The sequence below is a fragment of the Sphingomonas sp. R1 genome, from assembly GCF_025960285.1.
Lineage (GTDB): Bacteria > Pseudomonadota > Alphaproteobacteria > Sphingomonadales > Sphingomonadaceae > Sphingomonas.
Window position 1 is genome coordinate 1806641 of sequence record NZ_CP110111.1, and the last position, 24189, is coordinate 1830829.

The window sequence follows — 24189 nt, forward strand, 5'->3', positions numbered from 1 at the left end:
CCCCTGAAGGGGAGGGGCTACTTCAGATCACAGCTTCTCGACGAACGCCTGGTACTTGGCCTCGTTCATCAGGCCTTCCAGCTCGCTTTCGTCGCTCAGCGTCATCTTGAAGAACCAGCCTTCGCCTTCCGGATCCTCGTTCACCAGCGCGGGGTTCTCGGCGAGGTCTTCATTGCCCTCGACGACGGTGCCCGACACCGGCGCGTACACGTCCGAAGCCGCCTTCACGCTCTCGACAACGGCGGCATCGTCGCCCTTGCTCAGTTCCTTGCCCTCGTCGGGCACTTCGACGAAGACGATGTCGCCGAGCTGGCTCTGGGCATATTCGGTGATGCCAACCGTCGCGACGTCGCCGTCGACTTCGATCCATTCATGGTCTTCGGTAAAATAACGGCTCATGTCACGCTCCCTTTCGGACATAGCGGTGGGGGACGAAGGGCATTGCCACAACTTCCGCGGAGTGCTGCTTGCCCCGCTGGACAAGCGTAATCTTGGTGCCGGCCGCTGCAAGCGCCGACGGCACATAGGCCATCGCAATCGGCTTCTGCACGCTCGGCGCAAACCCGCCCGAGGTGACCTTGCCGACTTCCGCGCCCGAGGCATCGACCACCGCCGCGCCTTCGCGCACCGGCTGACGGCCCTCGACGATCAGGCCGACGCGCTTCATGGCGCTGCCCTGCTCGCGCTCGGCAAGGATGCGCTCGGCACCGGCAAAGCCACCCTCTTCGCGGCGGCGCTTGGACAGCGCGAAGCCGAGATCGGCGGCGACCGGCGTGGTCTCCGGGTCGAGGTCATGGCCGTAGAGCGGCAGGCCGGCCTCCAGACGCAGCGAGTCACGCGCACCCAGACCGATCGGCTTCACTTCCGGCTGCGCGGTGAGCGCGTCGGCGAATGCTTCGGCCGCCTCGCCCGGCAGCGAGATCTCGTAGCCGTCCTCGCCGGTATAGCCCGAGCGGCTGACCCAGAGCGGGTTGCCGTTCCATTCGAACGCGGCGGCGGTCATGAACACCAGCGTCTCGACGCCCGGCAGCACGCGGGCGAGCGCGGTGACCGCTTCCGGCCCCTGCAGCGCCAGCAGCGCCTGGTCTTCGAGGTGGTTGATCGTCACTTCGTCGGGCAGGAACTCGCGGAACACGCCGAGATCGTCCCACTTGGTCGCACCGTTGACGACCATGTAGATCGTGCCGCCCTCGATCTCGAAGGCGTTGTCGGCGGGCAGGCGGGTCATCATCAGGTCATCATGGATGCCGCCTTCTTCGCTGAGCAGCAGCGAATAGCGCATCCGGCCCTCGCCCAGGCCCTTTACGTCGCCCGGCAGCAGCTTTTCGAGGCCGGCGTCGAAGTCGACGCCCGAGAAGAGTAGCTGGCCCATATGACTGACGTCGAACAGCCCGGCATGCTCGCGCGTCCAGAGATGTTCGGCCATGATGCCTTCATACTGGACCGGCATCGCATAGCCCGCGAACGGGACCATCCGGCCGCCCCGCGCGCGGTGCCAGGCGTCGAGCGGCAGCGTCTCGATCGGCAGGTCGGTGGCGGTGTCTTCGGCGGCTTCGCTCATCGGGGCACTCCGGGCATCAGGGTTTCAATGACGCGCGTTGGCCCAGGGCCCCCGCAACACCATCGCCCCCTCTGTCACGGAACCTGAGAGCTTTCGCGCGGGTCAGGGCCCGGCTTACCCCTTCGGTGGAGCCCAGCCGCAACGGCTGTCTCGCTTTCCAGAGTGTCGTGGCCTGCGCGGTCCTCGGTGCCTGAGAGATTCCGGGGCGGTTGCTCCTTCGGCGATCCGGCGAACCGGATTCTCTCCCGCGCATGCCCATGCCGGTCACCCGCCATCGACGTGCGCGAGCCTTGGCGGGACGGCTTGCCGGAGTCAATCGGGATTGAGGGTAAATCGTCTGGAGGAGAGAGGGAATGCCCGCACCACAAGCCGTCATCCCGGCGAAAGCCGGGATCCAGCGGCGCTCCGTTTCAGAAAGCGCCGCACCGGACAGGTGAATGGATCCCGGCTTTCGCCGGGATGACGTCTGTTGGGTCGGCGCGTGCCGTTACCGCGTCGCGTTGTACTTGAGCTGGTCGTCGGTCAGCTGGAAGCCGATCAGCGCCTCGAACGTCGCCGACAGCACCGAGCGACGGACATTGGGATCGCTCAGCGGGTCGGTCGCGGCGGATTCGCCGCCGGCCTTGCGCTTCTCGGTCAGTCGGCGACGGACGTCGTCGGGCAGCGTTGCGGCCGCGTGCGAGACGCTGCTGGTCGCGGTGCCGACGGCGCTGGCGCGGATCTGCCCGGCGTCGAAGTGCAGCGTGATGTTGGAAATCCGCTTGGCTTCCACCTGCGTCCCGCCGCGCACCACGGTGAGGAAATAGGGCAGCACCACGTCGCGCGCCGGGCCGGCATCGCGGCGGCGGGCCAGTACGTCGAACTTGATGTTGGTCACCACCTGCGCACCGGCATCGTCGCAGCTCGGCGTCACGTTGGTGATCGTCGCCACCACGTCGATTGCGCTCGCCTCGCGGCTGGTGGCCGGATCGAACAGCGTCACGTCGCCCAGCCCCGCGGGGATCGCCACCGTCGGGCAGGCGGTGCGGACCGCGCTGATGCCGCCCTCGGTGATTTCGCCGGTGCGGCTGCAGCCGCCGGCGGCGAGCAGGATCAGGGCGGGAACGGTGAACTTCGCGACAGACAAGGGAGGGCAACCTTTCGAACCGAACAGCCGCCCCCCATCTCGCACGGACCGGGGCCGGAACGGCGCGCACCATAGGAACCGCCTTCCGCCCGCGCAAGCAATCGCGTAGAGGCTCCACCCGATGGCAAACACCGAAAAGCGTCCCCTGGAGCTGCTGATCGCAGCGCCCCGCGGCTTCTGCGCCGGCGTCGACCGCGCGATCCGCATCGTCGAACTCGCGATCGAGAAATATGGCGCGCCGGTCTATGTCCGGCACGAGATCGTCCACAACAAGTTCGTCGTCGAAAATCTGCGCGCCAAGGGCGCCGTGTTCGTCGAGACGCTGGACCATGTGCCCGACGGCGTACCGGTGGTCTTCTCCGCCCACGGCGTCCCCAAAGCGGTGCCGCACAAGGCCGAGCAGCGCGGGCTTTCCTATCTCGACGCCACCTGCCCGCTGGTCTCCAAGGTGCACCGCCAGGCCGAGCGCCATGTCGCCGCCGGGCGCCACATCCTGTTCGTCGGCCATCACGGCCACCCGGAAGTGATCGGAACCTTCGGCCAGGTCCCCGAAGGCGCGATGACGCTGGTCGAGACCGAGGCGGATGCCGAATCCGTGGTCGTGCCCGATCCCGAGAATCTCGCCTTCCTCACCCAGACCACGCTCTCAGTGGACGATACCGCGGCGGTGCTCGGCATCCTCAAGCGCCGCTTCCCGACGATGGTCGCGCCGGGTGCGGACGACATCTGCTATGCAACCTCGAACCGCCAAGGCGCGGTGAAGGCGATCGCCGAGCAGGCCGAACTGGTGCTGGTGATCGGCGCGCCCAATTCGTCCAACTCGTTGCGGCTCGTGGAGGTCGCCAAGCGCGGCGGCGCCCGCGCGGTGCTGATCCAGCGCGCCGCCGAGATCGACTTTTCCTGGTTCGACGGCGTCACCCATGTCGGCATCAGCGCCGGCGCCTCCGCGCCCGAAGTGCTGGTCCGCGAAGTGGTGGAGCAGCTGGGCACGCGGTTCGCGATCACCGAGCGCGAAGTCGAAACCGTGGAAGAGAGCGTGGTGTTTAAGCTGCCGCGCGGGCTCGAGGCGGCGTAATGGCGGTCTACACGCAGGTTTCGGCCGAGGCGCTGTCCGCGTTTCTCGAGCGCTTCGACGTCGGCGAACTGGTCTCGGCCAAGGGCATCGCCGAGGGGGTGGAGAACAGCAACTATCTGGTCGACACCACCAAGAGCCGCTTCATCCTGACGCTCTACGAGAAGCGCGTCGACCAGGGCGACCTGCCCTATTTCATGGCGCTGCTCGATCACTGCGCCGATCGCGGGCTGCCGGTGCCGCCGGCGGTGCCGGATCGCGACGGCACGCTGATCCATACGCTGGAGGGCCGCCCCGCCTGCCTGATCCAGTTCCTGTCGGGCGTCTCGGTCTCGCACCCGACGCCTGCACAGGCGCGCGCGGCGGCCGAGGCGATGGGCCGGATGCACAAGGCAGTCGCCGACTTCCCGCTCGACCGCCCCAATTCGATGGGCATCGACACCTGGCGCCCGCTGTTCGAGCGTTGCGGCACCAGCCTCAACGACATTGCGCCGGGGCTGTACGACGAACTCGGCGCGGCGCTGGACCGGGTGACCAGGGCCTGGCCGCGCGAAGGCTTCGACACCTGCGCGATCCATGCCGACCTGTTCCCGGACAATGTCCTGATGCTCGGCAACCGGGTGACCGGGCTGATCGACTTCTACTTCGCCTCCACCGACCTCAGGCTCTACGACCTCGCGGTGATGCACACCGCCTGGGCTTTCGATTCGACCGGCGCCAAGTTCGACCCCTATGTCTCCGAGGCGCTGCTCCAGGGCTATGAGACCAGCTACAAGCTCAGCGAGCAGGAGCGCGCGATCCTGCCGCTGCTGGCGACCGGCGCGTGCATCCGCTTCACCCTGTCGCGCGCCTGGGACTGGCTCAACACCCCCGCCGACGCGCTGGTGACGCGCAAGGATCCGCTCGCCTTCTGGCGGCGCGCGCACGTCTATGCCTCGGCACTGGCAGCGATCGCATGACCACCGAACTCCAGCATGTCGAGATCGCGACCGACGGCGCGTGCAAGGGCAATCCCGGCCGGGGCGGCTGGGGCGTGCTGCTGCGCATGGGCGATGTCGAGAAGGAACTCTCCGGCGGCGAGGCGCACACCACCAACAACCGCATGGAGCTGATGGCCGCGATCCAGGGGCTGAACGCGCTCAAGCGCCCCTGCCGGGTGACGCTCTCCACCGACAGCCGCTATGTGATGGACGGCCTGACCAAGTGGATCCACGGCTGGATGAAGAATGGCTGGAAGACCGCGGACAAGAAGCCGGTCAAGAACGCCGATCTCTGGCAGGAACTCCTCGCCGCCGCCAAGCCGCACCGGGTCGAATGGAAATGGGTGAAGGGCCATGCCGGCCACCCGGACAACGAGCGCGCCGACAAGCTGGCCAGCGACGCGGCGATCGCGGCGGGGTGACCCGGCATGCGCTGGCCCTGGCTTGCGATGCTGAGCGCGGCGCCGGGCCTCAGCGGTTGCGGCGATCGCGCGCAGCAGTTCACGCAAGCGCAGTTTGAAGCTGCCCGCACGCACTGCCAGGCGCGCGACGCCTACCGGGTCCCTAGCGCGCCGGACACGATCGGCTTCCACGGCACGTCCGATAAGCACCGCGCGGAGGCCGCATGCCTGAGGACGCAGCTGGCCGGGACCGGGGTGAAGACCGTCGTGCTGGGCTCCCGCCTGTATGCAGCGACCGGCCCCGCTTCACCGGCGCCGGACGCCGGGCACGATCGCCCGGCCGCCGCGAAATAGCACCGCCCGCGCGCCGGGCTCCAGGCGAAGGGAAGCAGCGCATGTTCGGATGGTTCAGGAAGCGCACAGCACGGCTGCAACCCGAAGCGCGGTGGATCGTCGAGGCCGCCTCCGACCAGCTCCGCGTCACCGATCCTGCGGGCACGGTACAGACGCTGGCCAAGGCCGAGCTGCGCGGCGTGGCGATCGAGACCAACGATACCGGCCCCTGGGGCGCGGACGTCTGGTGGCTGTTGTTCGGTGCCGACGACCACGTAGCTTTTGCATACCCGCAAGGTGCTACCGGCGAGAACGTCATGCTCGACTATCTTAGCGCCCTTCCGGGATTTGACTTCGCCGCGATGTCTGCCGCGATGGGGTCGGCGGACAATGCATTGTTTCCAGTCTGGCGGAAGAACGACGCGCGCTAACTGCGTGGTGGCGCGCCGGAACCGCCTCAGGCGTCCATCACCTGCCAGCCCTTCGCGTCGACTATCAGCCAGGTCTTGCGCCTCACCCACCGCCCCTTGACGCGCTGCTGCCAGGTGCATTGAAATTCGGTCGGCTCTTCATCGGGCGCTAGGCACCGGATCGAACGGACGTCGGCGGCCGCCAATCGCCCAGTGCGAAACGGTACCAGCACCGCGTCCGCCTTGTTGATCGCCGCCGCGAACTCCTTCGGCGTGATCGTGCCGCGCACGACCGCCATCGCCGGCGACGTCGACAACAACAGGGCGGCAATGGCGATCAGCGCTCTCACGCCGTCGCCAGCGCGACCTCATACGCCGCCGTGGTCTTCGCCGCGACTTCCTCCGCGGTCACGCCCGGCGCCAGCTCGATCAGCCGGAACGGCGAGGCATGATCCGCGCGCGAAAACACCGCGAGATCGGTGATGATCATGTCGACCACATTCTTGCCCGTCAGCGGCAGGGTGCAGTCGGGGATGAACTTGGGGCTGCCGTCCTTGGCGGTATGCTCCATCACCACGATGATCTTCTTCACGCCGGCGACCAGGTCCATCGCCCCGCCCATGCCCTTGATCATCTTGCCCGGGATCATCCAGTTGGCGATGTCGCCCGCCTGGCTCACTTCCATCGCGCCGAGCACGGTCAGGTCGATATGCCCGCCGCGGATCATCGCAAAGCTGTCCGCCGAGCTGAAATAGACCGAGCTGGGCAGCTCGCTGATCGTCTGCTTGCCGGCGTTGATCAGGTCCGGGTCCTCGTCGCCTTCCAGCGGGAACGGGCCGATGCCGAGCATGCCGTTCTCGGACTGGAGCGTCACCTCCACCCCCGCCGGGATGTGGTTCGCCACCAAGGTCGGGATGCCGATGCCCAGATTGACGTAGAAGCCGTCCTGCAGCTCCTTCGCGGCGCGCGCCGCCATGTCGTCGCGGGTCCAGGCCATCAATGCTTCTCCTGCGGATCCGTCCAGCGCGTCGCCGGCGGGAAGGTTTGGTCATAGGTGGAACCGAGCCCGGTTCCGTAGACGGGGTTGGGCAGCACGAACCAGCCATGCCCCCAGAGCGCCGCGACCGCCGGGCTCGCCGCCGCCGCGCGCCGCTCGGGCGGGGTGAGGCCCGCAAACCCGTCGGTGAAATCGCCGAGCTGGTCGCCGCCCATCGCCACCACGCACCAGCGCTGCGCGATCGCATCCCGGCGGCCGTCCTTGCCGGACTTGCCGTCGATATCGCCCTTCAGGAACAGCGTCTCGCCATGTCGGGCGGGGCCCAGACCCGCGAAGTTCAGCGCCGCCTCGGCCTGCTCGGCATTGGCGACGGCACGGTTGGTATTGAAGATCACCGTCACGCCCATCGCCCGCAGCGCGCGCACCGCCTCGAGCGCGCCGGGCACGGCGGCGACCTTCATCGCACCGGTTTTCTCCCAGCGATCCCAGCGCGCCGAATCCCAGCCGCCGGAGCGCCGCGCATCGTCGGCTTCGTAGCCGAGGTTGAGCAGCATCGTCTCGTCGACGTCGAACACCGCGGCCGGCGGCTTGTCGCCGCAGGGCCGGAAGCGCGGGCTCGCCAGCGTCGCGCCGGGTTCCAGCACCACCGACAGCCCCTCGCGCCGCGCGAGCCGCGCGCGGGTCTGGTCGACCAGTGCGTTATACGCCTGCACGCTCAGCGCCGCCGCCTCGCCCGAGCCGTAGAGATACTGCATGCCCGCCGGCGCGCCGCCCGGGTTGCCCGCCGGCAGCGGCGCGGGTGGCGCCTGCGTCACGCTCGCATCGACGACGCAGCCGGACAGCGCCAGCCCCAACGCCGCCAGCAGCAGCGCGGCACGCGTCACGCCGCCTCGCGCGGGCGGACGGTGCGGAACTCGATCTTCTTGTCGTAGGGCGCGCCGATGATCATGCGCTTCACATAGATGCCCGGCAGGTGGATCTGGTCGGGATCGAGGCTGCCGACCGGCACCACTTCCTCCACCTCGGCCACGCACAGGTGGCTGGCCGTCGCCATCGGCTGGTTGAAGTTGCGCGCGGTCTTGCGGAAGATCAGGTTGCCCGCCTCATCGGCCTTCCAGCCCTTGATGATCGAGAGATCGGCGCGGATGCCGCGTTCGAGGATATATTCCTCGCCGTCGAACACCTTCACTTCCTTGCCCTCGGCCACCTTCGTGCCGACGCCGGTCTTGGTGTAGAAGCCGGGGATGCCGGCGCCGCCGGCCCGGCAGCGCTCGGCGAGCGTGCCCTGCGGGCAGAACTCCACCTCCAGCTCGCCGGAGAGATATTGCCGCTCGAATTCCTTGTTCTCGCCGACGTACGACGAGATCATCTTCTTGACCTGGCGGCTGCGCAGCAGCTTGCCCAGGCCCTCATTGTCGATGCCGGCATTGTTCGAGGCGATGGTCAGGTCCTTCACCCCCGAAGCCTGAATCGCATCGATCAGCCGCTCGGGGATGCCGCACAGGCCGAAACCGCCCGCGCAGATCATCATCCCGTCGAACAGCAGCCCTTCCAGCGCCGCGTTCGCGTTGGGGTAGAGCTTGTCCATCGACGATTCCCTCCGAATGTTTGGAGCGGCGATAATCCGCCCGAGGCGGCCGGGTCAAGCGAACCTGAACCGGCTTTCAACTTGCCGGACCTTCCCGTACGGCAAGGCCGACTGTTGCACATGAGCAACACCGCCAAATGTAATGCATTTGTCATATTGCACGTGCGAACCAAGCGCCTACCTAGGCGCCCTGGATGGCCATCCGGATATAACAAGTATCAAGTCCAAAGGTAGATTATCATGCGTATTTTCGCAGCGACGGCGCTCGCCCTCATGGCCTCCGCAACCCCCGCGCTCGCACAGGACGCGACCTTCCAGGGTCCGCGCGTCGAGGCCGTTGCCGGTTGGGACAACCTCAAGACCAGCGGTCTGAGCGGCTCGGGCTTCGTCTATGGCGGTGCGGCGGGCTATGACCTGCAGCGCGGCAACCTCGTGGTCGGTGTCGACGGCGAGATCACCGGCACCACCACCGACAAGACCATCGGCACCGCGATCATCAAGGGCGGCCGCGACTTCTACGCCGGCGCGCGCATCGGCTATGTCGTCGCCCCGGCGACGCTGGTGTACGGCAAGGTCGGCTATGACAACAGCCGCGTGATCGGCCGCGCCGGCAACCTGCGCGTGACCGACGACCTGGACGGCGTTCGTCTGGGTGCGGGCGTGGAGCGCAGCTTCGGCCATTACTACGGCAAGGTCGAGTATCGCTACACCAACGCCTCGGACGACGTGGTGCGTCACCAGGTGCTGGCCGGCATCGGCTACCGCTTCTGAGCGAACAGGACGTGCGGCGTGGCCCCCCGCGCCGCCGCTCCCGGAGCCCCGCATCGGCGACGATGCGGGGCTTTTTCGTGTCCCTCCCCGAGCCGCCCGCCCTCAGCCGGTCAGCACCCGCGCCTGCGGTACGGTGCCGCCATAGCTTTCCGCGGCAATCCGGACGCCGGCGGCGCGCAGTGCCTCGGCGCGGTCGCGCGTGCTGGTCTTGAAGATGATCTGCTCCACCCGGATCGTCTCGGCGAACACGGGCTCGGCCTCGACGCGCCCAATCCACGCGGCAGTGCGTGGCCAGCGATCGGCGTCGATCGCGAAGCCGGCGAGCAGCGCATTGCGGAAAAAAGCGGCGATGGTGATGTCGGGCAGCATCATCGTGCCGAAGAGAAAACCGCGATCCGCTTCCGGCGCCTGCGCTTCGATCCAGTCGAGCGCGTGCGGCAGATCCACCTCGCGCACCCGTGCGATCGCGTCCGCATCGGGCTCGCGCTGATAGACCCGCGGCGCCATGATCGTCGCGAAGAAGAGGCGCCAGATCACCACGTCGCCGAGACGACTGTCGGCATATTCCTCGATCCACCGGGCGCGGGCGCGATCCGCGGGCGCCTTTGGCAGCAACGGCGCGCCCGGATAGGCTTCGTCCAGATATTCGCAGATGACGGTCGAATCGTTGAGCACGAGATCGCCGTCGATCAGCACCGGGATGCGCCGCAGGGGACTGATCCGGGTGAACGCCTCGGTGCCGTAGAAGGGCACGATCGGGTCCAGCGCATAGTCCAGCCCCTTCATCGCCAGGGCGACCACGACCTTGCGGACATAGGGCGACACGGGGCTACCGACGATCAGCATGCGAGAAGGGATATCGCCGCGCGCGCGCCCGGTCTAGACTCGGGCAATGACCACGAAGCGCACCGGGGGCCGGATCCTCGTCGACAATCTGGTCGCACAAGGCTGCGACCGCATCTTCCACGTACCGGGCGAGAGCTTCCTCGCCGTGCTCGACGCGCTGCACGACACGCCCGAGATCGATCTCGTCACCTGCCGCCAGGAGGGCGGCGCGGCGTTCATGGCGTGCGCCGACGGCACGATGACGGGGCGGCCGGGCGTGTGCTTCGTGACGCGCGGGCCGGGCGCTACCAATGCGAGCATCGGCGTGCATGTCGCGATGCAGGATTCGCAGCCGATGCTGCTGTTCATCGGCGATGTCGATCGGGGAATGCGCGACCGCGAGGGCTTCCAGGAAGTCGACCTGCCGGCGATGTTCGCCCCGCTCGCCAAATGGGCGACGCGGATCGAGGATGCGCGCCGCATCCCGGAATATGTCGCGCGTGCCTGGAACGTCGCAACCTCGGGCCGGCCGGGGCCGGTGGTTATCGCGCTGCCCGAGGACATGCTGCTCGATGTGGTGGAGGCGGTGGATCGGCCCGCCATCGCCGAGCCGATCCAGGCGGCGGATGCCTTCGACCTCGATCAGCTCTACGACCTGCTGCGCGGTGCCGAGCGCCCGATCGCGATCGTGGGCGGCGGCGGCTGGGACTCGGATACTGCAGAGGACTTCGCCCGCTTCGCCGAGTCGATCGACCTGCCGGTTGCCTGCGCGTTCCGGCGGCAGGACGCGATCGACAACGCCTCGCCGGTCTGGGCAGGCAATCTCGGCTATGGCCCCAACCCCAAGCTGGCAGCGCGGATCAAGGCGGCGGACCTGCTGCTGGTGGTCGGCGCGCGGCTCGGCGAAGCGACGACCGACGGCTACAGCCTGATCACTCCGGAGCATCCGGGGCAGACGCTGGTCCATGTCCATCCCGACCCCAATGAGTTCCACCGCGTCTACCGCGTCGATCTGCCGATCTGCGCGCGGCCGTTCGAGTTCGCGGTGGCGGCAGCGGCTACGGTGGAGGCGGCCGGCCTGCCCCGCTTCGACGGCGCGGCGGCACATGCCGAATGGCTGGAATGGTCGACCCCCAAGCCGCGCGAAGGCGTGGCGCTCGATCTCGGCCCCTGCGTCGCCGCGATGCGCGAGGTGCTGCCCGCCGATACGATCATCTGCAACGGCGCGGGCAATTTCTCGGGCTGGTGGCACCGCTACTGGCCTTATACCGCCCAGCCGAGCCAGCTCGCCCCCACCGCCGGCGCGATGGGATATGGCGTTCCCGCGGCGATCGCGGCGGCGCTGCGCTTTCCGGAGCGCAAGGTCGTCGCGGTGGCGGGCGACGGGGACTTCCTGATGAACGGGCAGGAACTCGCCACCGCCGTCCAGCACGATGCCGATCTGCTGGTGATCCTGGTCGACAACGGCGCCTATGGGACAATCCGCATGCATCAGGAGCGCGAATTTCCGGCGCGCCTCTCCGGCACCACGCTCCGCAACCCCGATTTCGCCGCGCTCGCCCGCGCCTTTGGCGGCTGGGCCGCCACCGTCGAGACGACCGAGGGGTTCGCGCCCGCGCTGGCCGAGGCGCTCGCCCGGCCGGGGCTCAAGCTGTTGCACTGCAAGACGGATATCGAGGTGATCAGTCCCGCGACGACCGTCACGAAGCTGCGAAATCGCTGAACGGCTAGGAAGCCGTTAACCGCCACCCTTCTATTCTGTCCGCATGGCACAGCAGACAGTAGAACGGTGGCGTACGGCACATGTCGGCAAGCGCGGCGATCGCGTTCGGATCGGTGGACAGCCGGTCTGGCAGCGGGAGTGGCGCTGGCTCAACAAGAACACCGTGCGGCTGCCGCATCCGCTCAACACGCGCGACACCTTCTCGTTCATGATTTGCGAGATCGGCAACCCGAACGCGCCGATCCGCTTCGCGGCCGCGCAGATCGAGCCCGACATGTGGGCGTTCTACGTGCCGGACTGAGGCAGCACGCGCTGAGCCCCTGCCCGGAAGAATGGAAGCGGCTACAATAGCGAACGGGCCGCACCTTTCGGCACGGCCCGCGCAATTGTCCGGTTTCGGCCGCGACTCAGATGTCGTCGCCGAGCGCACCCTTGATCTTGCCGCCGAGCTGCTGCGCCTTGCCCTTGGCTTCCTGCGCAACGCCCTCTTCCCGCGTCTCGGGATTGTCGCTGTGCTGCTTCACCTTGCCGGCCAGCTCGTTGATATTGCCTTTGATCTTGTCGGTCAGCTCGCCCATGATCGGTACTCCTGGCTAGGGTCGGATGCCATCGAACACGACATCTTCGACTTGGACGAAATAACGTGCGTTGGTGCGCGCCGGTTCCCGCTCAGTCCTTCGTTACGTCGCGCAGGAATCCCAGCGTCGCGCGCCAGGCGTCGGCAGCGCCCTGGGGGTTCTTCATCCGCAGCAGCGTCGAGCTGCCATGCACCCCGCCCTGCTTGGGGTAGAATTGCGTCTTCTGCGTTGCCGGCGAGGCCGCAAGGATCCTGTGGGCCGCGTCCTGCTCCCGCAGGTCCTGCGCCGAGGTGACGAAGATCGGCACACGGACCGTCGCCGCCGCCCGGGCGACCGCGCCCTTGTCGTCGAGATATTCGCCCGGCGAGAAGGCGAGCAGCGCCTGCACCTGTCCCGGATGCTCGGCGGCGAGCAGGAACACCAGCGCGGCGGAATAGCTGCTGCCCCACAGCACGATGGGCAGCTTCTGCGCCTGCCCCCAGGCAAAGGCAGCGTCGAGGTCCTGCTTCGCCTCGGCATAGCCGGCGGAACGGCCGAGCGCCTTCACCGTCTCGTTGACGCCGAACAGCGTGCCGCCGGCGCGCTGGTCGATGCGCAGCGAGGAATAGCCCGCCTGCGCCAGCTGCGGGCTGAGCAGCGCATATTCGTCCTTGCCGGACTCCGCCTGGTGGAACAGCAGCAGCAGCGCGCGGGGCTTGGCCGCGCGGGTATAGACGCCGGCGATCTTCACCCCGTCCTTGGCGGTGAGCGTCACCGGCTCTGCGGAGATCGGCCCGCCGTTCACCGCCGGATCGTTCTGCGGCCGGGGATGGCAGCCCGCCACCGCGAGCAGCGCCAGCGCCGCCAGTCCGGCCGCGCGCATCAGATCAGCCCCGCCAGCGGGCTCGACGGATCGGCATAACGGCGCTTCGCCATGCGCCCGGCGCGATAGGACAGCCGCCCGGCCTCCACCGCCGCCTTCATCGCCGCCGCCATCAGGATGGGATCCTTGGCCTCGGCGATCGCGGTGTTCATCAGCACGCCGTCGCAGCCCAGCTCCATCGCCACCGCAGCGTCCGAGGCCGATCCGACGCCGGCATCAACCAGCACCGGCACCTTGGCGCCCTCGACGATCAGGCGGATGGTCACCTGGTTCTGGATGCCCAGCCCCGAACCGATCGGCGCGCCCAGCGGCATGATCGCGACCGCGCCGGCATCCTCCAGCCGCTTGGCGGCGATGGGATCGTCGACGCAGTAGACCATCGGCAGAAAGCCTTCCTTGGCCAGCACCTCGGTCGCGCGCAGCGTCTCCACCATGTCCGGATACAGCGTCCGCGCCTCGCCGAGCACTTCCAGCTTCACCAGCTCCCAGCCGCCGGCCTCGCGCGCCAGCCGCAGCGTCCGGATCGCCGAATCGGCATCGAAGCAGCCCGCGGTATTGGGCAGATAGGTGATCTTCTTCGGGTCGATATAGTCGGTGAGCATCGGCGCCTTGGGATCGCTGACGTTCACCCGGCGCACCGCCACGGTGACGATCTCGGCGCCCGAGGCGGCCACGGCGGCCGCGTTCTGCTCGAAATCCTTGTACTTGCCGGTGCCGACGATCAGCCGCGAGCGGAAGGTCTTGCCCGCCACCGTCCAGCTGTCGTCGGCAAGCGGGCCGGCATGGTCGCCACCGCCGACGAAGTGGACGATCTCCAGCTCGTCGCCATCCTCGACGATGACGTCGGCCAGGGTCGAACGCGGCACCACCTCGAGATTGCGCTCCACCGCCACCTTCTCGGGCACCAGCCCCAGCTCGCTCGCCAGCTGCGCGAGGGTGAGGCCCGCGGTGATGCGCTTGTGTTCGCCGTTGACGCGGATGGAGACGGTGCCGTCGCTATGCATGAAGAGCCTTGGATTTGATCGGAGACGCGGGGTCATATAGGGAGGACCGCATCCTGCCCGCAACCGAAAGGCGCCTGCTTTGGCCGACACGATCTTCGTCTTGAATGGTCCCAACCTCAATCTGCTGGGGCTGCGCGAGCCGGAAATCTACGGCACGACGACGCTGGACGACATTGCCGGCATGCTGGAGGACCGCGCCCGCGAGCTGGGGCTCGAGATCGAGATGCGCCAGTCGAACCACGAGGGCCATCTGATCGACTGGCTGCACGAGGCGCAGGCCGATGGCGCCCGCGCCGTGCTGCTCAATCCGGGTGGCTACACCCATACCTCGGTCGCGCTGCACGACGCGATCAAGAGCATCCGCACGCCGGTGATCGAGGTGCATCTGTCGAACCCGCACGCCCGCGAATCCTTCCGCCACACCAGCTTCGTCGGCCGTGCTGCGAAAGGCACGGTGGCCGGCTTTGGTGCAAACTCCTATATCCTCGCGCTTGAAGCCGCCGCGCGTCTCTGACAGAGGGCGCCGTTTCATTTACGGAATTTAAAAGAAGGGTCGTATGGCCGAAGAAACCAAGACGGGTGCAATGCAGGTCGATATCGAGCTGGTCCGCCAGCTCGCCACCGTGCTCGACGACACCCAGCTGACCGAGATCGAAGTCGAGGACGGCGAGCGCCGCGTCCGCGTCGCCCGCACCATCACCGCCGCACCCGCCGCGCCGATGCAGTATGCCGCGCAGCCCGCGCCGATGCTGGCGGCGCCCGCCGCAGCCGCAGCCCCGGCCGAAATCGTCGCCGCGCCGCAGCCCACCGCCAACGCGGTCAAGTCGCCGATGGTCGGCACCGCCTATCTCAAGCCGAATCCCGAGGCGAAGACCTTCGTCACCGTCGGGCAAGCGGTTGCCGCCGGCGACACGCTGCTGATCATCGAGGCGATGAAGGTGATGAACCCGATCCACGCGCCGACCGCCGGCACCGTGAAGGCGATCCTGGTCGAGAACGGCCAGCCGGTCGAGTTCGACCAGCCGCTCGTCGTGGTCGAGTAACGGAACGACCATGCCCGAGATCAAGAAGCTGCTGATCGCCAATCGCGGCGAGATCGCACTGCGCATCCACCGCGCCTGCCATGAAATGGGCATCAAGACGGTGGCAGTGCACTCCACCGCCGACGCCGATGCGATGCATGTGCGCCTGGCGGACGAGGCGATCTGCATCGGCCCGCCGGCCGCGTCGGAAAGCTATCTCAACATCCCGAACATCATCTCGGCCGCCGAGATCTCGGGCGCGGATGCGATCCACCCGGGCTATGGCTTCCTTTCGGAGAACGCCCAGTTCGCCGAGATCGTCGAGGCGCACGGGCTGATCTTCGTCGGGCCCAAGCCCGAGCATATTCGCACCATGGGCGACAAGATCGAGGCGAAGCGCACCGCCGGCGCGCTCGGCCTGCCGCTGGTGCCGGGCTCGGACGGCCCGATCAGCGACCTGGAAGAAGCCAAGGCGATCGCCGCCAAGGCCGGCTATCCGGTGATCATCAAGGCCGCCTCGGGCGGCGGTGGTCGCGGCATGAAGGTGTGCACCAGCGAGGACCAGCTCGAAACGCTGATGCAGCAAGCGGGCTCGGAGGCGAAGGCCGCGTTCGGCGACGCCACGGTCTATCTCGAGAAGTATCTCGGCAACCCGCGCCACATCGAGTTCCAGGTGTTCGGCGACGGCAACGGCAACGCGATCCATCTCGGCGAGCGCGACTGCTCGCTCCAGCGCCGCCACCAGAAGGTGCTCGAAGAGGCGCTGTCGCCGGTGATCACGCCGGAGGAGCGCGCGCGCATGGGCGGCATCGTCGCCAAGGCGATGTCCGACATGGGCTATCGCGGCGCCGGCACCATCGAGTTCCTGTGGGAAAATGGCGAGTTCTACTTCATCGAGATGAACACCCGCCTCCAGGTCGAGCATCCGGTGACCGAGATGATCACCGGCATGGACCTGGTCCGTGAGCAGATCCGCGTCGCCGAAGGCCACGGCCTGTCGGTCCGCCAGGAGGATCTGGAGTTCCGCGGCCATGCGATCGAATGCCGCATCAACGCCGAGGACCCGCGGACCTTCGCGCCCTCGCCGGGTACGATCACCCACTTCCACGCGCCGGGCGGCATGCACGTCCGCGTCGATAGCGGCATCTATTCGGGCTATCGGATCCCGCCCTATTACGACTCCATGATCGCCAAGCTGATCGTCTATGGCCGCACCCGCGAGGGCTGCATCCTGCGACTGAAGCGGGCATTGGAAGAGTTCGTGGTCGACGGCATCAAGACGACGATCCCGCTCCACCAGGCGCTGCTCGACGATCCCAAGTTCCTCAAGGGCGACTATACGATCAAGTGGCTCGAGGAGTGGCTCGCCAAGCAGGACGAGGCCGCCGCGGCGTGAAGGCGACGATCTACCACAACCCGCGCTGCTCCAAGTCGCGCGAGGCGCTGGCGATCCTCACGGACGCCGGCGCCGAGGTGGCGGTGATCGAGTATCTGAAGACCCCGCCGAGCCGCGAGACGCTGGCAGAGCTGTACCAGCGCGCGGGCATGACCGCGCGCGAGGGCCTGCGTATCGCCGAGGACGCCGCCAAGCCGCTGAAAGGTGCCGACGACGACACCATCCTCGACGCGATGGCCGCCAACCCGATCCTGATCGAGCGCCCGCTCGTGGTGACGGAGCGCGGCGTGCGGCTGGGTCGCCCGCCCGAGAAGGTGCGGGAGATCCTGTAAAGAACTCCTCCCCGGCACGGGGAGGGGGACCGCCGCCGAAGGCGGTGGTGGAGGGGCCGCCACGTACGCGGCGGTATCCCGCACTTTGAGGTTTCCGCGCCTGTCGGCGCGGCCCCTCCACCATTCGCTGGCGCGAATGGTCCCCCTCCCCGTTCCGGGGAGGAATTTTTCATCCCTGCACCCCCGCCGCGATGGTCTCGCGCCACGGCGTGGTCGGCCGGCCGATCAGCCCGGACAGCGTGCGGGTATCGTCGAACAGTGCCCCCTCGGCCGCCCGCGCATCGCTGTCCGCCAGGATCGCCGCAAAGGGCGCCGGCAGGCCGGCGCCTTCCAGCGCCTTGGCATAGTCGGCCTGGGGCAGGTTCTGGAACGGGATCGGCTTGCCGGCGATTTCCGACAGCGCTGCGGCCAAGTCCCCCAGCGTGAAGCCGCTATCGCCGGCGAGCTCGAATGTCCCCGCCTCGCCGCGGGTCAGCACCACGGCCGCCGCCTCGGCATAATCGGCACGCGATGCCGCCGAGACCACGCCGTCGCCCGCGCTGCCGATGAGCGCCCAATGGGCAATCGCCGCCCCGGCAGCCATCAGATAATTCTCGGTGTACCAGCCGTTGCGCAGCAGGGCGTGCGGCACGCCGCTGGCCGCCAGCAGTTCCTCGGTCGCCTTGTGCTCGGCGGCGAGCTGCAATGGTGAGGTCTGCGCACGCAGGATGCTGGTATAGGCGATCAGCTGCACGCCCGCTGCCTTGGCCGCGTCGATCACCGCCTTGTGCTGCGGCACGCGGCTGCCGATGGCATTGCCCGAAATCAGCAGCAGCCGGGTCACGCCCGCCAGCCCCGGCGCCAGGGTTTCGGCCACATCATAGTCGAACGCGCGCACCGTCACGCCCCTGGCGGCGAGATCGGCGAGGCTATCGGGATCGCGCACCAGCGCGACGACCTCGCCCGGTGCGACCTTGCCCAGCAGCGATTCAACGACGAGGCGGCCGAGCTGGCCCGAGGCTCCGGTAACGGCGTACATGGCAGTTCCTTTCGATCATGCATTGACGCCAGCGATCTAGCGAACCACTTACGAATCGTAAGTACGCACACAAAGGTAAGTATCAAAAATGTCCGCCGCCCCGTCCCGCCCCCCGGTGCGTACCCTCGCCGCGATGATGGATCGCGGCGACGTGTTCGCTACCGATTGCCCGTCGCGCGCGGTGCTCAAGCGGATCACCAGCAGCTGGGGCCTGCTCGTGCTGGTCGCGCTGCGGGACGGTACCCGCCGCTTCAGCGAACTCCGCCGCCGGGTGAACGGGGTGAGCGAACGCATGCTCGCCCAGACGCTCCAGCAGCTGGAGGCGCATCATCTGGTGGTGCGCCGCAGCCTGCCGGTGGTGCCCCCGCATGTCGAATACAGCCTCACCCCGCTCGGCCACGAAGCGGCGGCGAAGGTCGAGGATCTGGTCGAGTGGATCCAGGCCAACCTGGGCGAGCTGATGCCGACGGCGATGGACGAGGCGGCGGAGTAACAAGGGAGTCGTCATCCCGGCGAAAGCCGGGATCCATTGGGGCCTCCGTTCCAGTTCTAGCTGAAGCCGAGAGACGACTGGATCCCGGCTTTCGCCGGGATGACGACTGAATGGTAGCTACTCCTTCGCTCGGCCTTCGCCCGCTTACGCGGTCCGCAACCACCCCTCCCCTCCCGCGCAGTGTACCTCGCCGCGCCGCCATGGCATGGCACCGCGCATGACCGCCGCCATCGCCACCCTGCTCCTCTGCCAGCTGCTCGGCGAGGGCCTCCACCTACTCGCCGGGCTGCCGCTGCCGGGGCCCGTGATCGGCATGTTCCTGCTGCTCGGCTGGCTGCTGCTGCGCCCCGGCGAGCGCCCGCGCCTGGTGCAGGTCTCCGCCTGGCTTACCGCGCATCTCTCGGTGATGTTCGTCCCCGCCGCGGTCGGCCTGATCGAGGAGGGCCCGGTGCTGGCGAAGAACGGCGTCGCGATCATCGTTGCCACGCTCGCCTCGACCCTGCTGACCATGATCGTGACCGCGCTGGTCTTCCGCTGGGCGCTCGCGCGGGCGGAGCATGGCGCATGACCGGCCTCTGGCACACGCTCCAGGCAACGCCGCTGCTGTGGCTCGCCGTCACCTTGCTGGTGTTCGAGGGCGCCGATCGCCTGTCGATCCGCAGCAACCGCCACCCGCTCTGCCATCCGGTACTCACCGCGACGCCGGTGCTGATCCTGGTGCTGATCGCCACCCGCACGGCATACCCGGTCTATGCCCGGAACACCGCGATGCTCAGCTTTCTGCTCGGCCCCGCGACGGTGGGCCTGGCGGTCCCGCTGTGGCGCAATCGCGGGCTGATCCGCCGCGCCGCCGGGCCGCTGCTGCTCGCGCTGTTCGCCGGTTCGCTGACCGCGATCCTGAGCGTCACCGGCATCGTCCTGGCGTTCGGCGGCAGCGCGCAGATCCTCGCGACCGTCGCCCCGCGCTCGGTGACGACGCCGGTGGCGATGGCGCTGGCGAGCCAGCTGGGCGGCATTCCCGCGCTGGCGGCGGTGGTGGTGCTGATCGCCGGGGTGTTCGGCGCGATGGTCGCCTCGCCGCTGCTCGACCTGCTGCGCATCCGCGACTCCCGCGTGCGTGGCTTCGCCACCGGCGTCGCCGCGCACGGCATCGGCATGGCCCGCGCGTTTCAGGTCTCGGAGCTGGGCGGCACCTTCGCGGGCGTCGGCATGGCGCTGAATGCCGCGATGACCGCGCTGCTGCTCACGCTGTGGGCGGTGCTGTAGGCTTACTCGTCCGTCACGTCCTGCTTGGTGCCGTAGAGCCGCACGGGCTTTCCGTCCACGCACTCCACATCCGCCGTCAGCCGCATCTTGCGCAGCGCGCCGTCGCGGCGGCGGATCGTCACGTCGATGGTGAAGCTGCTTCCCTCCGCCACCGCACGGCTGCGGACCTGTTCGAGCAGCGCCGCCGATTCGGGGGTGTACATCGTCACCGCCTCGTCGCGCGTCACCAGGGACCCGGGCGGGAAGCCGAACAGCTCGTACACGCCGGCCGACCAGCGCAGCGCGTTTGTCGCCAGGTCGCACTCCCAGGCCGCGGGCAGCGGGACCAGCGGATCGCCGGCGCGCAGTCCATGGGCAAGGAGCGGCAGGATGGGCATAGGCATTTCTACCGCAGCCATCGTTAACGCCGCGTTTGCCCGGGCCCCGCAACTCCCGGGGTGACGCGCGCGCAACACCCCGCTAAGGGGTCCGGCCATGACCCAGATCACGCCCGAGATCGTGGCCGAGCACGGCCTGTCGCCCGAAGAATATGACCGCGTCCTGAAGGCGCTCGGTCGCGAGCCGAACCTGACCGAGCTCGGCATCTTCTCGGTGATGTGGTCCGAGCATTGCAGCTACAAGTCCAGCCGCATCCACCTGAAGAAGCTGCCGACCACCGGCCCGCAGGTCATCTGCGGCCCGGGTGAGAATGCCGGCGTGGTCGATATCGGCGACGGCCAGGCGGCGATCTTCAAGATGGAGAGCCACAACCACCCGTCCTATATCGAGCCCTATCAGGGCGCGGCGACCGGCGTGGGCGGCATCCTGCGCGACGTGTTCACCATGGGCGCGCGCCCGATTGCCAACATGAACGCGCTGCGCTTCGGCCGGCCCGATCATCCCAAGATGAAGCACCTGATCGCCGGCGTCGTCCATGGCATCGGCGGCTATGGCAATTGCGTGGGCGTGCCGACGGTGGGCGGCGAGGTGAACTTCCACCCCGCCTATGACGGCAACATCCTGGTCAACGCGATGACCGTCGGCATCGCCGATACCGACAAGATCTTCTATTCGGCGGCCTCGGGCGTCGGCAATCCGATCGTCTATGTCGGCTCCAAGACCGGCCGCGACGGCATCCACGGCGCCACCATGGCGAGCGCGGATTTCGGCGAGGACTCGGAGGAGAAGCGCCCCACCGTCCAGGTCGGCGATCCGTTCACCGAGAAGCTGCTGATCGAGGCCTGCCTCGAGCTGATGGCCTCGGACGCGATCGTCGCGATCCAGGACATGGGCGCCGCCGGCCTCACCTCGTCCAGCGTCGAGATGGCGTCCAAGGGCGGCGTCGGCATCGAGCTGGTGATGGACGACGTCCCCCAGCGCGAAACCGGCATGACGCCCTATGAGATGATGCTCTCCGAGTCCCAGGAGCGCATGCTGATGGTGCTCAAGCCCGGCCGCGAGGATTTCGCGGAAGCGATCTTCCGCAAGTGGGAGCTCGATTTCGCGGTGATCGGCCATGTGACGGACACCGGCCGCATGGTGCTCAAGTGGAAGGGCGACGTGGTGTGCGACATCCCGCTCGCCCCGCTCGCCGACGAGGCGCCGCTCTACGATCGCCCGCACGTGCCGACGCCCAAGCAGCCCGAGCTGCAGAACGTGCCCGAATGCACCGATCCCGCCGCCGATCTCGTCAAGCTGATGGGCTCGCCGGACATCGCCAGCCGCCGCTGGATCTGGGAGCAGTATGACCACATGGTCGGCGGCGACACCGTGCAGCGCCCGGGCGGCGACGCCGCGGTCGTCCGCGTCCACGGCACCGACAAGGGCCTGGCGATCACCACCGATTGCACCCCGCGCTATTGCTTCGCGGATCCCGTAGAGGGCGGCAAGCAGGCGATTGCGGAAGCGTGGCGCAACCTCTCCGCGGTGGGCGCAACCCCGCTGGCGGTGACCAACTGCCTCAACTTCGCCAACCCGCAGCGCCCCGAGATCATGGGCCAGATCGTCGGCTGCCTCGAAGGCATGAGCGACGCCTGCCGCGCGCTCGACTTCCCGATCGTCTCGGGCAATGTCAGCCTCTACAACGAGAGCAAGGCGACTGGCGGCGGCTCGGCGATCCTGCCGACCCCGGCGATCGGCGCGATCGGCCTGCTCAAGGACTGGCAGAAGAACTGCACCATCGCCTTCAAGGGCACCGGGGACGTGATCATCGCGGTCGGCGAGCGCGGCGGCCATCTCGGCCAGTCGATCTGGCTGCGCGAGATCTGCGGCCGCGAGGAAGGCCCGCCCCCGCCCGTCGACCTGATGATGGAGCGCCGCACCGGCGCGTTCATCCGCTCGGCGATCTGCGGCGGCGCGATCACCGCCTGCCATGACGTCGCGGACGGCGGCCTGGCGGTCGCGGTCGCCGAAATGGCGCTGGCCTCGAACATCGGCGCGATCCTCGATCAGCCCCAGCCCTTCGGCGTCGCCGGCAGCTGGTTCGGCGAGGACCAGGGCCTGTATGTAGTGACGGTGAAGGACGAGGCGCTTGCCGACTTCCTGGTCGCCGCCGACAAGGCCGGCCTCGCCGCCGATCCGATCGGCCGCACCATCGCCAACCGCATCATCTTCGAGCTGGAGGAAGGCGATTTCTGCGTCAGCCTCGACGATCTGCGCACCGCGCATGAAGGCTTCTTCCCCGCGCTGATGGGTTCGGTCGAAACGGCCGCGTAATCGCCTGCACGGCACCCGGGCCGACGCCGGGGTGCCGAGGCGCGGAGAGGTCGATCCGACAGGCGCTCTCCCCCGAATGGGGGAGTGCCTGTTGCCCTGCTGGGGATGGCCGTTTTGCCGGGTGCGCGGCATGCTGGTCCCTATGTCGATGGTCGGGGATCAGGCCGGCGGCGGGGCGATCCCCCTGCCGCGCGGCGCGGCGCCTGGCCGCGTGCTGGAAGGGGTTCGCCCGCGCCTGCTCGCCGCCGCGCTGCTTGCCGCGGGCATCTTCGCCGCCGACAGCTTCACCCGCTTCCACAGCGGGATCGCGACGCTCTACGTTCTCGTGCTGCTGATCGCGGGCAACCGCACCCCGCGCCACAGTCTGCTTGCCTGGTCGCTCGCCTGCGCGGCGCTGGCGGTGGGCAGCTTCGCGATCGCGCATGGCGATGCACCGAGTGTGGACGCGGCCCTGCGTCTGATGGTGAGCCTTGCCGCCAACGCGGTCACCACCGCGCTGATCCTCCACCGTGCCGCGCTCGACGCGCGCATGGCGCAGGAGGAGCGCCGCTACGCAACCATGACCGATACGCTGGCCATCGCCATCTGGGAACATGACTTCCGCCCCGTGGCCGATGCGATCGCCCAGCTCCGGGCCGGCGGCGTTACCGATCTGCCCGCCTATCTGCGCGCGAACCCGGCGTTCGTTGCCGCCACCCGCCGGCTGGTGCGGATCACCGACGTCAACCAGACCGCGCTGGATCTGATGGGCGTGCCGAGCAAGGCCGCCTTCTTCCGCAGGCTCGGTGACTTCCTTCCCGAAACCGACGCCAGCTTCGCCGACTGCATCCTGGCGATCGACGAGCGGCGCGCCATGTTCCAGGCCGAGACCCAGGTCCATGCCGCCGACGGGACGCCGATCGACATTCTCGTCGCGTTCAGCCTGGCGCCGGGCACCACGCTCGAACGCGTGCCCGGCAGCATCCTCGACATCCGCCAGCGCAAGCGGCTGGAAACGACGATCGAGCGTACCCGGATCGAGCTGGAGCGGGTGCAGCGGACCGCCGCGATCGGCGCCATGTCCGCATCGATCGCGCACGAGATCAACCAGCCGATCTCGGCGATCCAGAGCTATGCCGACGCCGCAAGCCGCTGGCTTGCCCGGCCCGAACCCGATCTGGACGAGGTGCGACTATCGCTGGCCGGGCTCAACCGGGCCGTGGCGAACATGCATGCGGTGATCCAGCGCGTTCGCGCGCTGGTCGGCGGCAACCGCGCCGCGCTGGCGCCGCTGGGGCTCGGCACGCTGATCAACGAGACGCTGGTCGTCGTCGCCCGCGACCTCGATGCACATGGCGCACGGCTGACCTTCACCGGCAGCGGCGATCCGCCCGTGCTCGGCGACGCGATTCTCCTCCAGCATCTGTTGCTCAACCTGATCACCAACGCGCTGCAGGCGATGGAAGGCGCCGGCAGCCCCGAGCCGCGGATCGAGCTGGACCTGACGACCGATGCCGCCTGCGCCACCCTGGTGCTGCGCGATCATGGCCCGGGGCTAGACCCCGCGCTGGACCAGCCGTTCGAAACCTTCGCGACCACCAAGCCCGGCGGCATGGGGCTGGGCCTGTCGATCTGCCGATCGATCCTCGATCTGCATGGCGGCCGCATCGCGCTGAACACCCATCCCGAAGGCGGCGCGCGGGCCACCATCGAACTGCCGCTGGCCGGCTGATCGCCGCGGTGCCGCCGCGTCTCCTC

Annotated in this window: 30 protein-coding genes and 1 riboswitch; of the genes, 17 read left to right on the forward strand and 13 right to left on the reverse strand. The window is 68.4% G+C overall.

Features of this window, described 5'->3' with window-relative positions; translation table 11 throughout:
- Positions 1 to 27: 27 nt before the first annotated feature.
- From gcvH to OIM94_RS08740, 3 genes are all read right to left on the reverse strand, one after another.
- Positions 28 to 399, reverse strand: a complete 372-nt coding sequence (gene gcvH / locus OIM94_RS08730; RefSeq protein WP_264609670.1) for a glycine cleavage system protein GcvH — start codon at positions 397 to 399, stop codon at positions 28 to 30.
- A 1-nt stretch (position 400) separates the two neighbouring features.
- Positions 401 to 1561: a glycine cleavage system aminomethyltransferase GcvT gene (gene gcvT / locus OIM94_RS08735; RefSeq protein WP_264609671.1), complete on the reverse strand. Its 1161-nt coding sequence runs from the start codon at positions 1559 to 1561 to the stop codon at positions 401 to 403.
- A gap of 167 nt (positions 1562 to 1728) precedes the next feature.
- Positions 1729 to 1819, reverse strand: a riboswitch (glycine riboswitch).
- A gap of 229 nt (positions 1820 to 2048) precedes the next feature.
- Entirely contained in the window at positions 2049 to 2687 is a 639-nt protein-coding gene (locus OIM94_RS08740) for a hypothetical protein (RefSeq protein WP_264609672.1), read from the reverse strand.
- A gap of 121 nt (positions 2688 to 2808) precedes the next feature.
- Between OIM94_RS08740 and ispH the strand changes: the two genes are divergently transcribed.
- From ispH to OIM94_RS08765, 5 genes are read left to right on the forward strand one after another with little or no spacing between them, the layout of a single operon-like run.
- Positions 2809 to 3762 carry a 4-hydroxy-3-methylbut-2-enyl diphosphate reductase gene (gene ispH, locus OIM94_RS08745; RefSeq protein WP_264609673.1) on the forward strand — a complete coding sequence of 318 codons (954 nt, stop codon included), beginning with the start codon at positions 2809 to 2811 and terminating at the stop codon, positions 3760 to 3762.
- Positions 3762 to 4718 (forward strand): homoserine kinase, encoded by a 957-nt coding sequence (gene thrB, locus OIM94_RS08750; protein WP_264609674.1) that lies wholly within the window; start codon positions 3762 to 3764, stop codon positions 4716 to 4718. The genes ispH and thrB overlap by 1 nt, the downstream gene beginning before the upstream one ends.
- Positions 4715 to 5161, forward strand: a complete 447-nt coding sequence (rnhA, locus tag OIM94_RS08755) for a ribonuclease HI (RefSeq protein ID WP_264609675.1) — start codon at positions 4715 to 4717, stop codon at positions 5159 to 5161. Before thrB ends, rnhA begins: the two co-directional genes overlap by 4 nt.
- A 6-nt stretch (positions 5162 to 5167) precedes the next feature.
- Positions 5168 to 5494, forward strand: coding sequence for a hypothetical protein (locus tag OIM94_RS08760; RefSeq protein WP_264609676.1), 327 nt, complete (start codon positions 5168 to 5170; stop codon positions 5492 to 5494).
- Between the two features lie 41 nt (positions 5495 to 5535).
- The gene (locus OIM94_RS08765) at positions 5536 to 5904 is read left to right on the forward strand and encodes a hypothetical protein (RefSeq protein ID WP_264609677.1); all 369 of its coding nucleotides are present in this window, start codon (positions 5536 to 5538) and stop codon (positions 5902 to 5904) included.
- A 26-nt stretch (positions 5905 to 5930) separates the two neighbouring features.
- On the opposite strand, the gene OIM94_RS08770 is transcribed toward OIM94_RS08765, so the two are convergent.
- From OIM94_RS08770 to OIM94_RS08785, 4 genes are read right to left on the reverse strand one after another with little or no spacing between them, the layout of a single operon-like run.
- Positions 5931 to 6233, reverse strand: coding sequence for a hypothetical protein (locus OIM94_RS08770; RefSeq protein WP_264609678.1), 303 nt, complete (start codon positions 6231 to 6233; stop codon positions 5931 to 5933).
- Positions 6230 to 6880 carry a CoA transferase subunit B gene (locus OIM94_RS08775; protein ID WP_264609679.1) on the reverse strand — a complete coding sequence of 217 codons (651 nt, stop codon included), beginning with the start codon at positions 6878 to 6880 and terminating at the stop codon, positions 6230 to 6232. Before OIM94_RS08775 ends, OIM94_RS08770 begins: the two co-directional genes overlap by 4 nt.
- Positions 6880 to 7764, reverse strand: a complete 885-nt coding sequence (locus tag OIM94_RS08780) for a 5'-nucleotidase, lipoprotein e(P4) family (RefSeq protein ID WP_264609680.1) — start codon at positions 7762 to 7764, stop codon at positions 6880 to 6882. Before OIM94_RS08780 ends, OIM94_RS08775 begins: the two co-directional genes overlap by 1 nt.
- On the reverse strand, positions 7761 to 8468 hold the full coding sequence (locus OIM94_RS08785; protein ID WP_264609681.1) for a CoA transferase subunit A: 708 nt from the start codon (positions 8466 to 8468) through the stop codon (positions 7761 to 7763). Before OIM94_RS08785 ends, OIM94_RS08780 begins: the two co-directional genes overlap by 4 nt.
- A 240-nt stretch (positions 8469 to 8708) precedes the next feature.
- Between OIM94_RS08785 and OIM94_RS08790 the strand changes: the two genes are divergently transcribed.
- Positions 8709 to 9239, forward strand: a complete 531-nt coding sequence (locus OIM94_RS08790; RefSeq protein WP_264609682.1) for an outer membrane protein — start codon at positions 8709 to 8711, stop codon at positions 9237 to 9239.
- A 102-nt stretch (positions 9240 to 9341) separates the two neighbouring features.
- Here the strand turns inward: OIM94_RS08790 and OIM94_RS08795 are convergent, their stop codons facing one another.
- Positions 9342 to 10085 carry a glutathione S-transferase family protein gene (locus OIM94_RS08795; RefSeq protein WP_264609683.1) on the reverse strand — a complete coding sequence of 248 codons (744 nt, stop codon included), beginning with the start codon at positions 10083 to 10085 and terminating at the stop codon, positions 9342 to 9344.
- 46 nt (positions 10086 to 10131) lie between these two features.
- Between OIM94_RS08795 and OIM94_RS08800 the strand changes: the two genes are divergently transcribed.
- Together OIM94_RS08800 and OIM94_RS08805 are read left to right on the forward strand one after the other, a co-directional pair.
- Positions 10132 to 11787: a thiamine pyrophosphate-binding protein gene (locus OIM94_RS08800; RefSeq protein ID WP_264609684.1), complete on the forward strand. Its 1656-nt coding sequence runs from the start codon at positions 10132 to 10134 to the stop codon at positions 11785 to 11787.
- A 43-nt stretch (positions 11788 to 11830) separates the two neighbouring features.
- Positions 11831 to 12088, forward strand: a complete 258-nt coding sequence (locus OIM94_RS08805; RefSeq protein WP_264609685.1) for a hypothetical protein — start codon at positions 11831 to 11833, stop codon at positions 12086 to 12088.
- A 106-nt stretch (positions 12089 to 12194) separates the two neighbouring features.
- Here the strand turns inward: OIM94_RS08805 and OIM94_RS08810 are convergent, their stop codons facing one another.
- From OIM94_RS08810 to thiS, 3 genes are all read right to left on the reverse strand, one after another.
- Complete coding sequence (locus OIM94_RS08810; protein WP_264609686.1) at positions 12195 to 12365, reverse strand: CsbD family protein; 171 nt, start codon at positions 12363 to 12365, stop codon at positions 12195 to 12197.
- A 91-nt stretch (positions 12366 to 12456) separates the two neighbouring features.
- A complete protein-coding gene (locus OIM94_RS08815) occupies positions 12457 to 13227 on the reverse strand; it encodes an alpha/beta hydrolase (protein WP_264609687.1) in 771 nt (256 codons plus the stop codon).
- On the reverse strand, positions 13227 to 14231 hold the full coding sequence (gene thiS, locus OIM94_RS08820; RefSeq protein WP_319801147.1) for a sulfur carrier protein ThiS: 1005 nt from the start codon (positions 14229 to 14231) through the stop codon (positions 13227 to 13229). The genes OIM94_RS08815 and thiS overlap by 1 nt, the downstream gene beginning before the upstream one ends.
- Before the next feature lie 79 nt (positions 14232 to 14310).
- On the opposite strand from thiS, the gene aroQ reads away from it, so the two are divergent.
- The 4 genes from aroQ to arsC are packed head-to-tail and all read left to right on the forward strand — an operon-like array spanning position 14311 to position 16981.
- Positions 14311 to 14745, forward strand: coding sequence for a type II 3-dehydroquinate dehydratase (gene aroQ / locus OIM94_RS08830; RefSeq protein WP_264609688.1), 435 nt, complete (start codon positions 14311 to 14313; stop codon positions 14743 to 14745).
- A gap of 43 nt (positions 14746 to 14788) precedes the next feature.
- On the forward strand, positions 14789 to 15274 hold the full coding sequence (gene accB / locus OIM94_RS08835) for an acetyl-CoA carboxylase biotin carboxyl carrier protein (RefSeq protein ID WP_264609689.1): 486 nt from the start codon (positions 14789 to 14791) through the stop codon (positions 15272 to 15274).
- 10 nt (positions 15275 to 15284) lie between these two features.
- The gene (gene accC, locus OIM94_RS08840; RefSeq protein ID WP_264609690.1) at positions 15285 to 16649 is read left to right on the forward strand and encodes an acetyl-CoA carboxylase biotin carboxylase subunit; all 1365 of its coding nucleotides are present in this window, start codon (positions 15285 to 15287) and stop codon (positions 16647 to 16649) included.
- Complete coding sequence (gene arsC / locus OIM94_RS08845; protein WP_264609691.1) at positions 16646 to 16981, forward strand: arsenate reductase (glutaredoxin); 336 nt, start codon at positions 16646 to 16648, stop codon at positions 16979 to 16981. The genes accC and arsC overlap by 4 nt, the downstream gene beginning before the upstream one ends.
- A 169-nt stretch (positions 16982 to 17150) precedes the next feature.
- On the opposite strand, the gene OIM94_RS08850 is transcribed toward arsC, so the two are convergent.
- Positions 17151 to 17999 (reverse strand): SDR family oxidoreductase, encoded by an 849-nt coding sequence (locus OIM94_RS08850; RefSeq protein WP_264609692.1) that lies wholly within the window; start codon positions 17997 to 17999, stop codon positions 17151 to 17153.
- Positions 18000 to 18114: 115 nt separating this feature from the next.
- Here OIM94_RS08850 and OIM94_RS08855 point away from each other — a divergent pair, with 115 nt between their 5' ends.
- The 3 genes from OIM94_RS08855 (at position 18115) to OIM94_RS08865 (ending at position 19758) form a co-directional block, all read left to right on the forward strand.
- Positions 18115 to 18492, forward strand: a complete 378-nt coding sequence (locus OIM94_RS08855; protein WP_264609693.1) for a winged helix-turn-helix transcriptional regulator — start codon at positions 18115 to 18117, stop codon at positions 18490 to 18492.
- 217 nt (positions 18493 to 18709) lie between these two features.
- Positions 18710 to 19060 carry a CidA/LrgA family protein gene (locus OIM94_RS08860; RefSeq protein ID WP_264609694.1) on the forward strand — a complete coding sequence of 117 codons (351 nt, stop codon included), beginning with the start codon at positions 18710 to 18712 and terminating at the stop codon, positions 19058 to 19060.
- Positions 19057 to 19758, forward strand: a complete 702-nt coding sequence (locus tag OIM94_RS08865) for an LrgB family protein (RefSeq protein WP_264609695.1) — start codon at positions 19057 to 19059, stop codon at positions 19756 to 19758. Before OIM94_RS08860 ends, OIM94_RS08865 begins: the two co-directional genes overlap by 4 nt.
- A gap of 2 nt (positions 19759 to 19760) precedes the next feature.
- Here the strand turns inward: OIM94_RS08865 and OIM94_RS08870 are convergent, their stop codons facing one another.
- Positions 19761 to 20141, reverse strand: a complete 381-nt coding sequence (locus tag OIM94_RS08870) for a PAS domain-containing protein (RefSeq protein ID WP_264609696.1) — start codon at positions 20139 to 20141, stop codon at positions 19761 to 19763.
- Between the two features lie 91 nt (positions 20142 to 20232).
- On the opposite strand from OIM94_RS08870, the gene purL reads away from it, so the two are divergent.
- Positions 20233 to 22452: a phosphoribosylformylglycinamidine synthase subunit PurL gene (purL, locus tag OIM94_RS08875; protein WP_264609697.1), complete on the forward strand. Its 2220-nt coding sequence runs from the start codon at positions 20233 to 20235 to the stop codon at positions 22450 to 22452.
- A 130-nt stretch (positions 22453 to 22582) separates the two neighbouring features.
- Positions 22583 to 24163, forward strand: coding sequence for a sensor histidine kinase (locus OIM94_RS08880; protein ID WP_264609698.1), 1581 nt, complete (start codon positions 22583 to 22585; stop codon positions 24161 to 24163).
- The last annotated feature ends 26 nt before the right edge of the window (positions 24164 to 24189 follow it).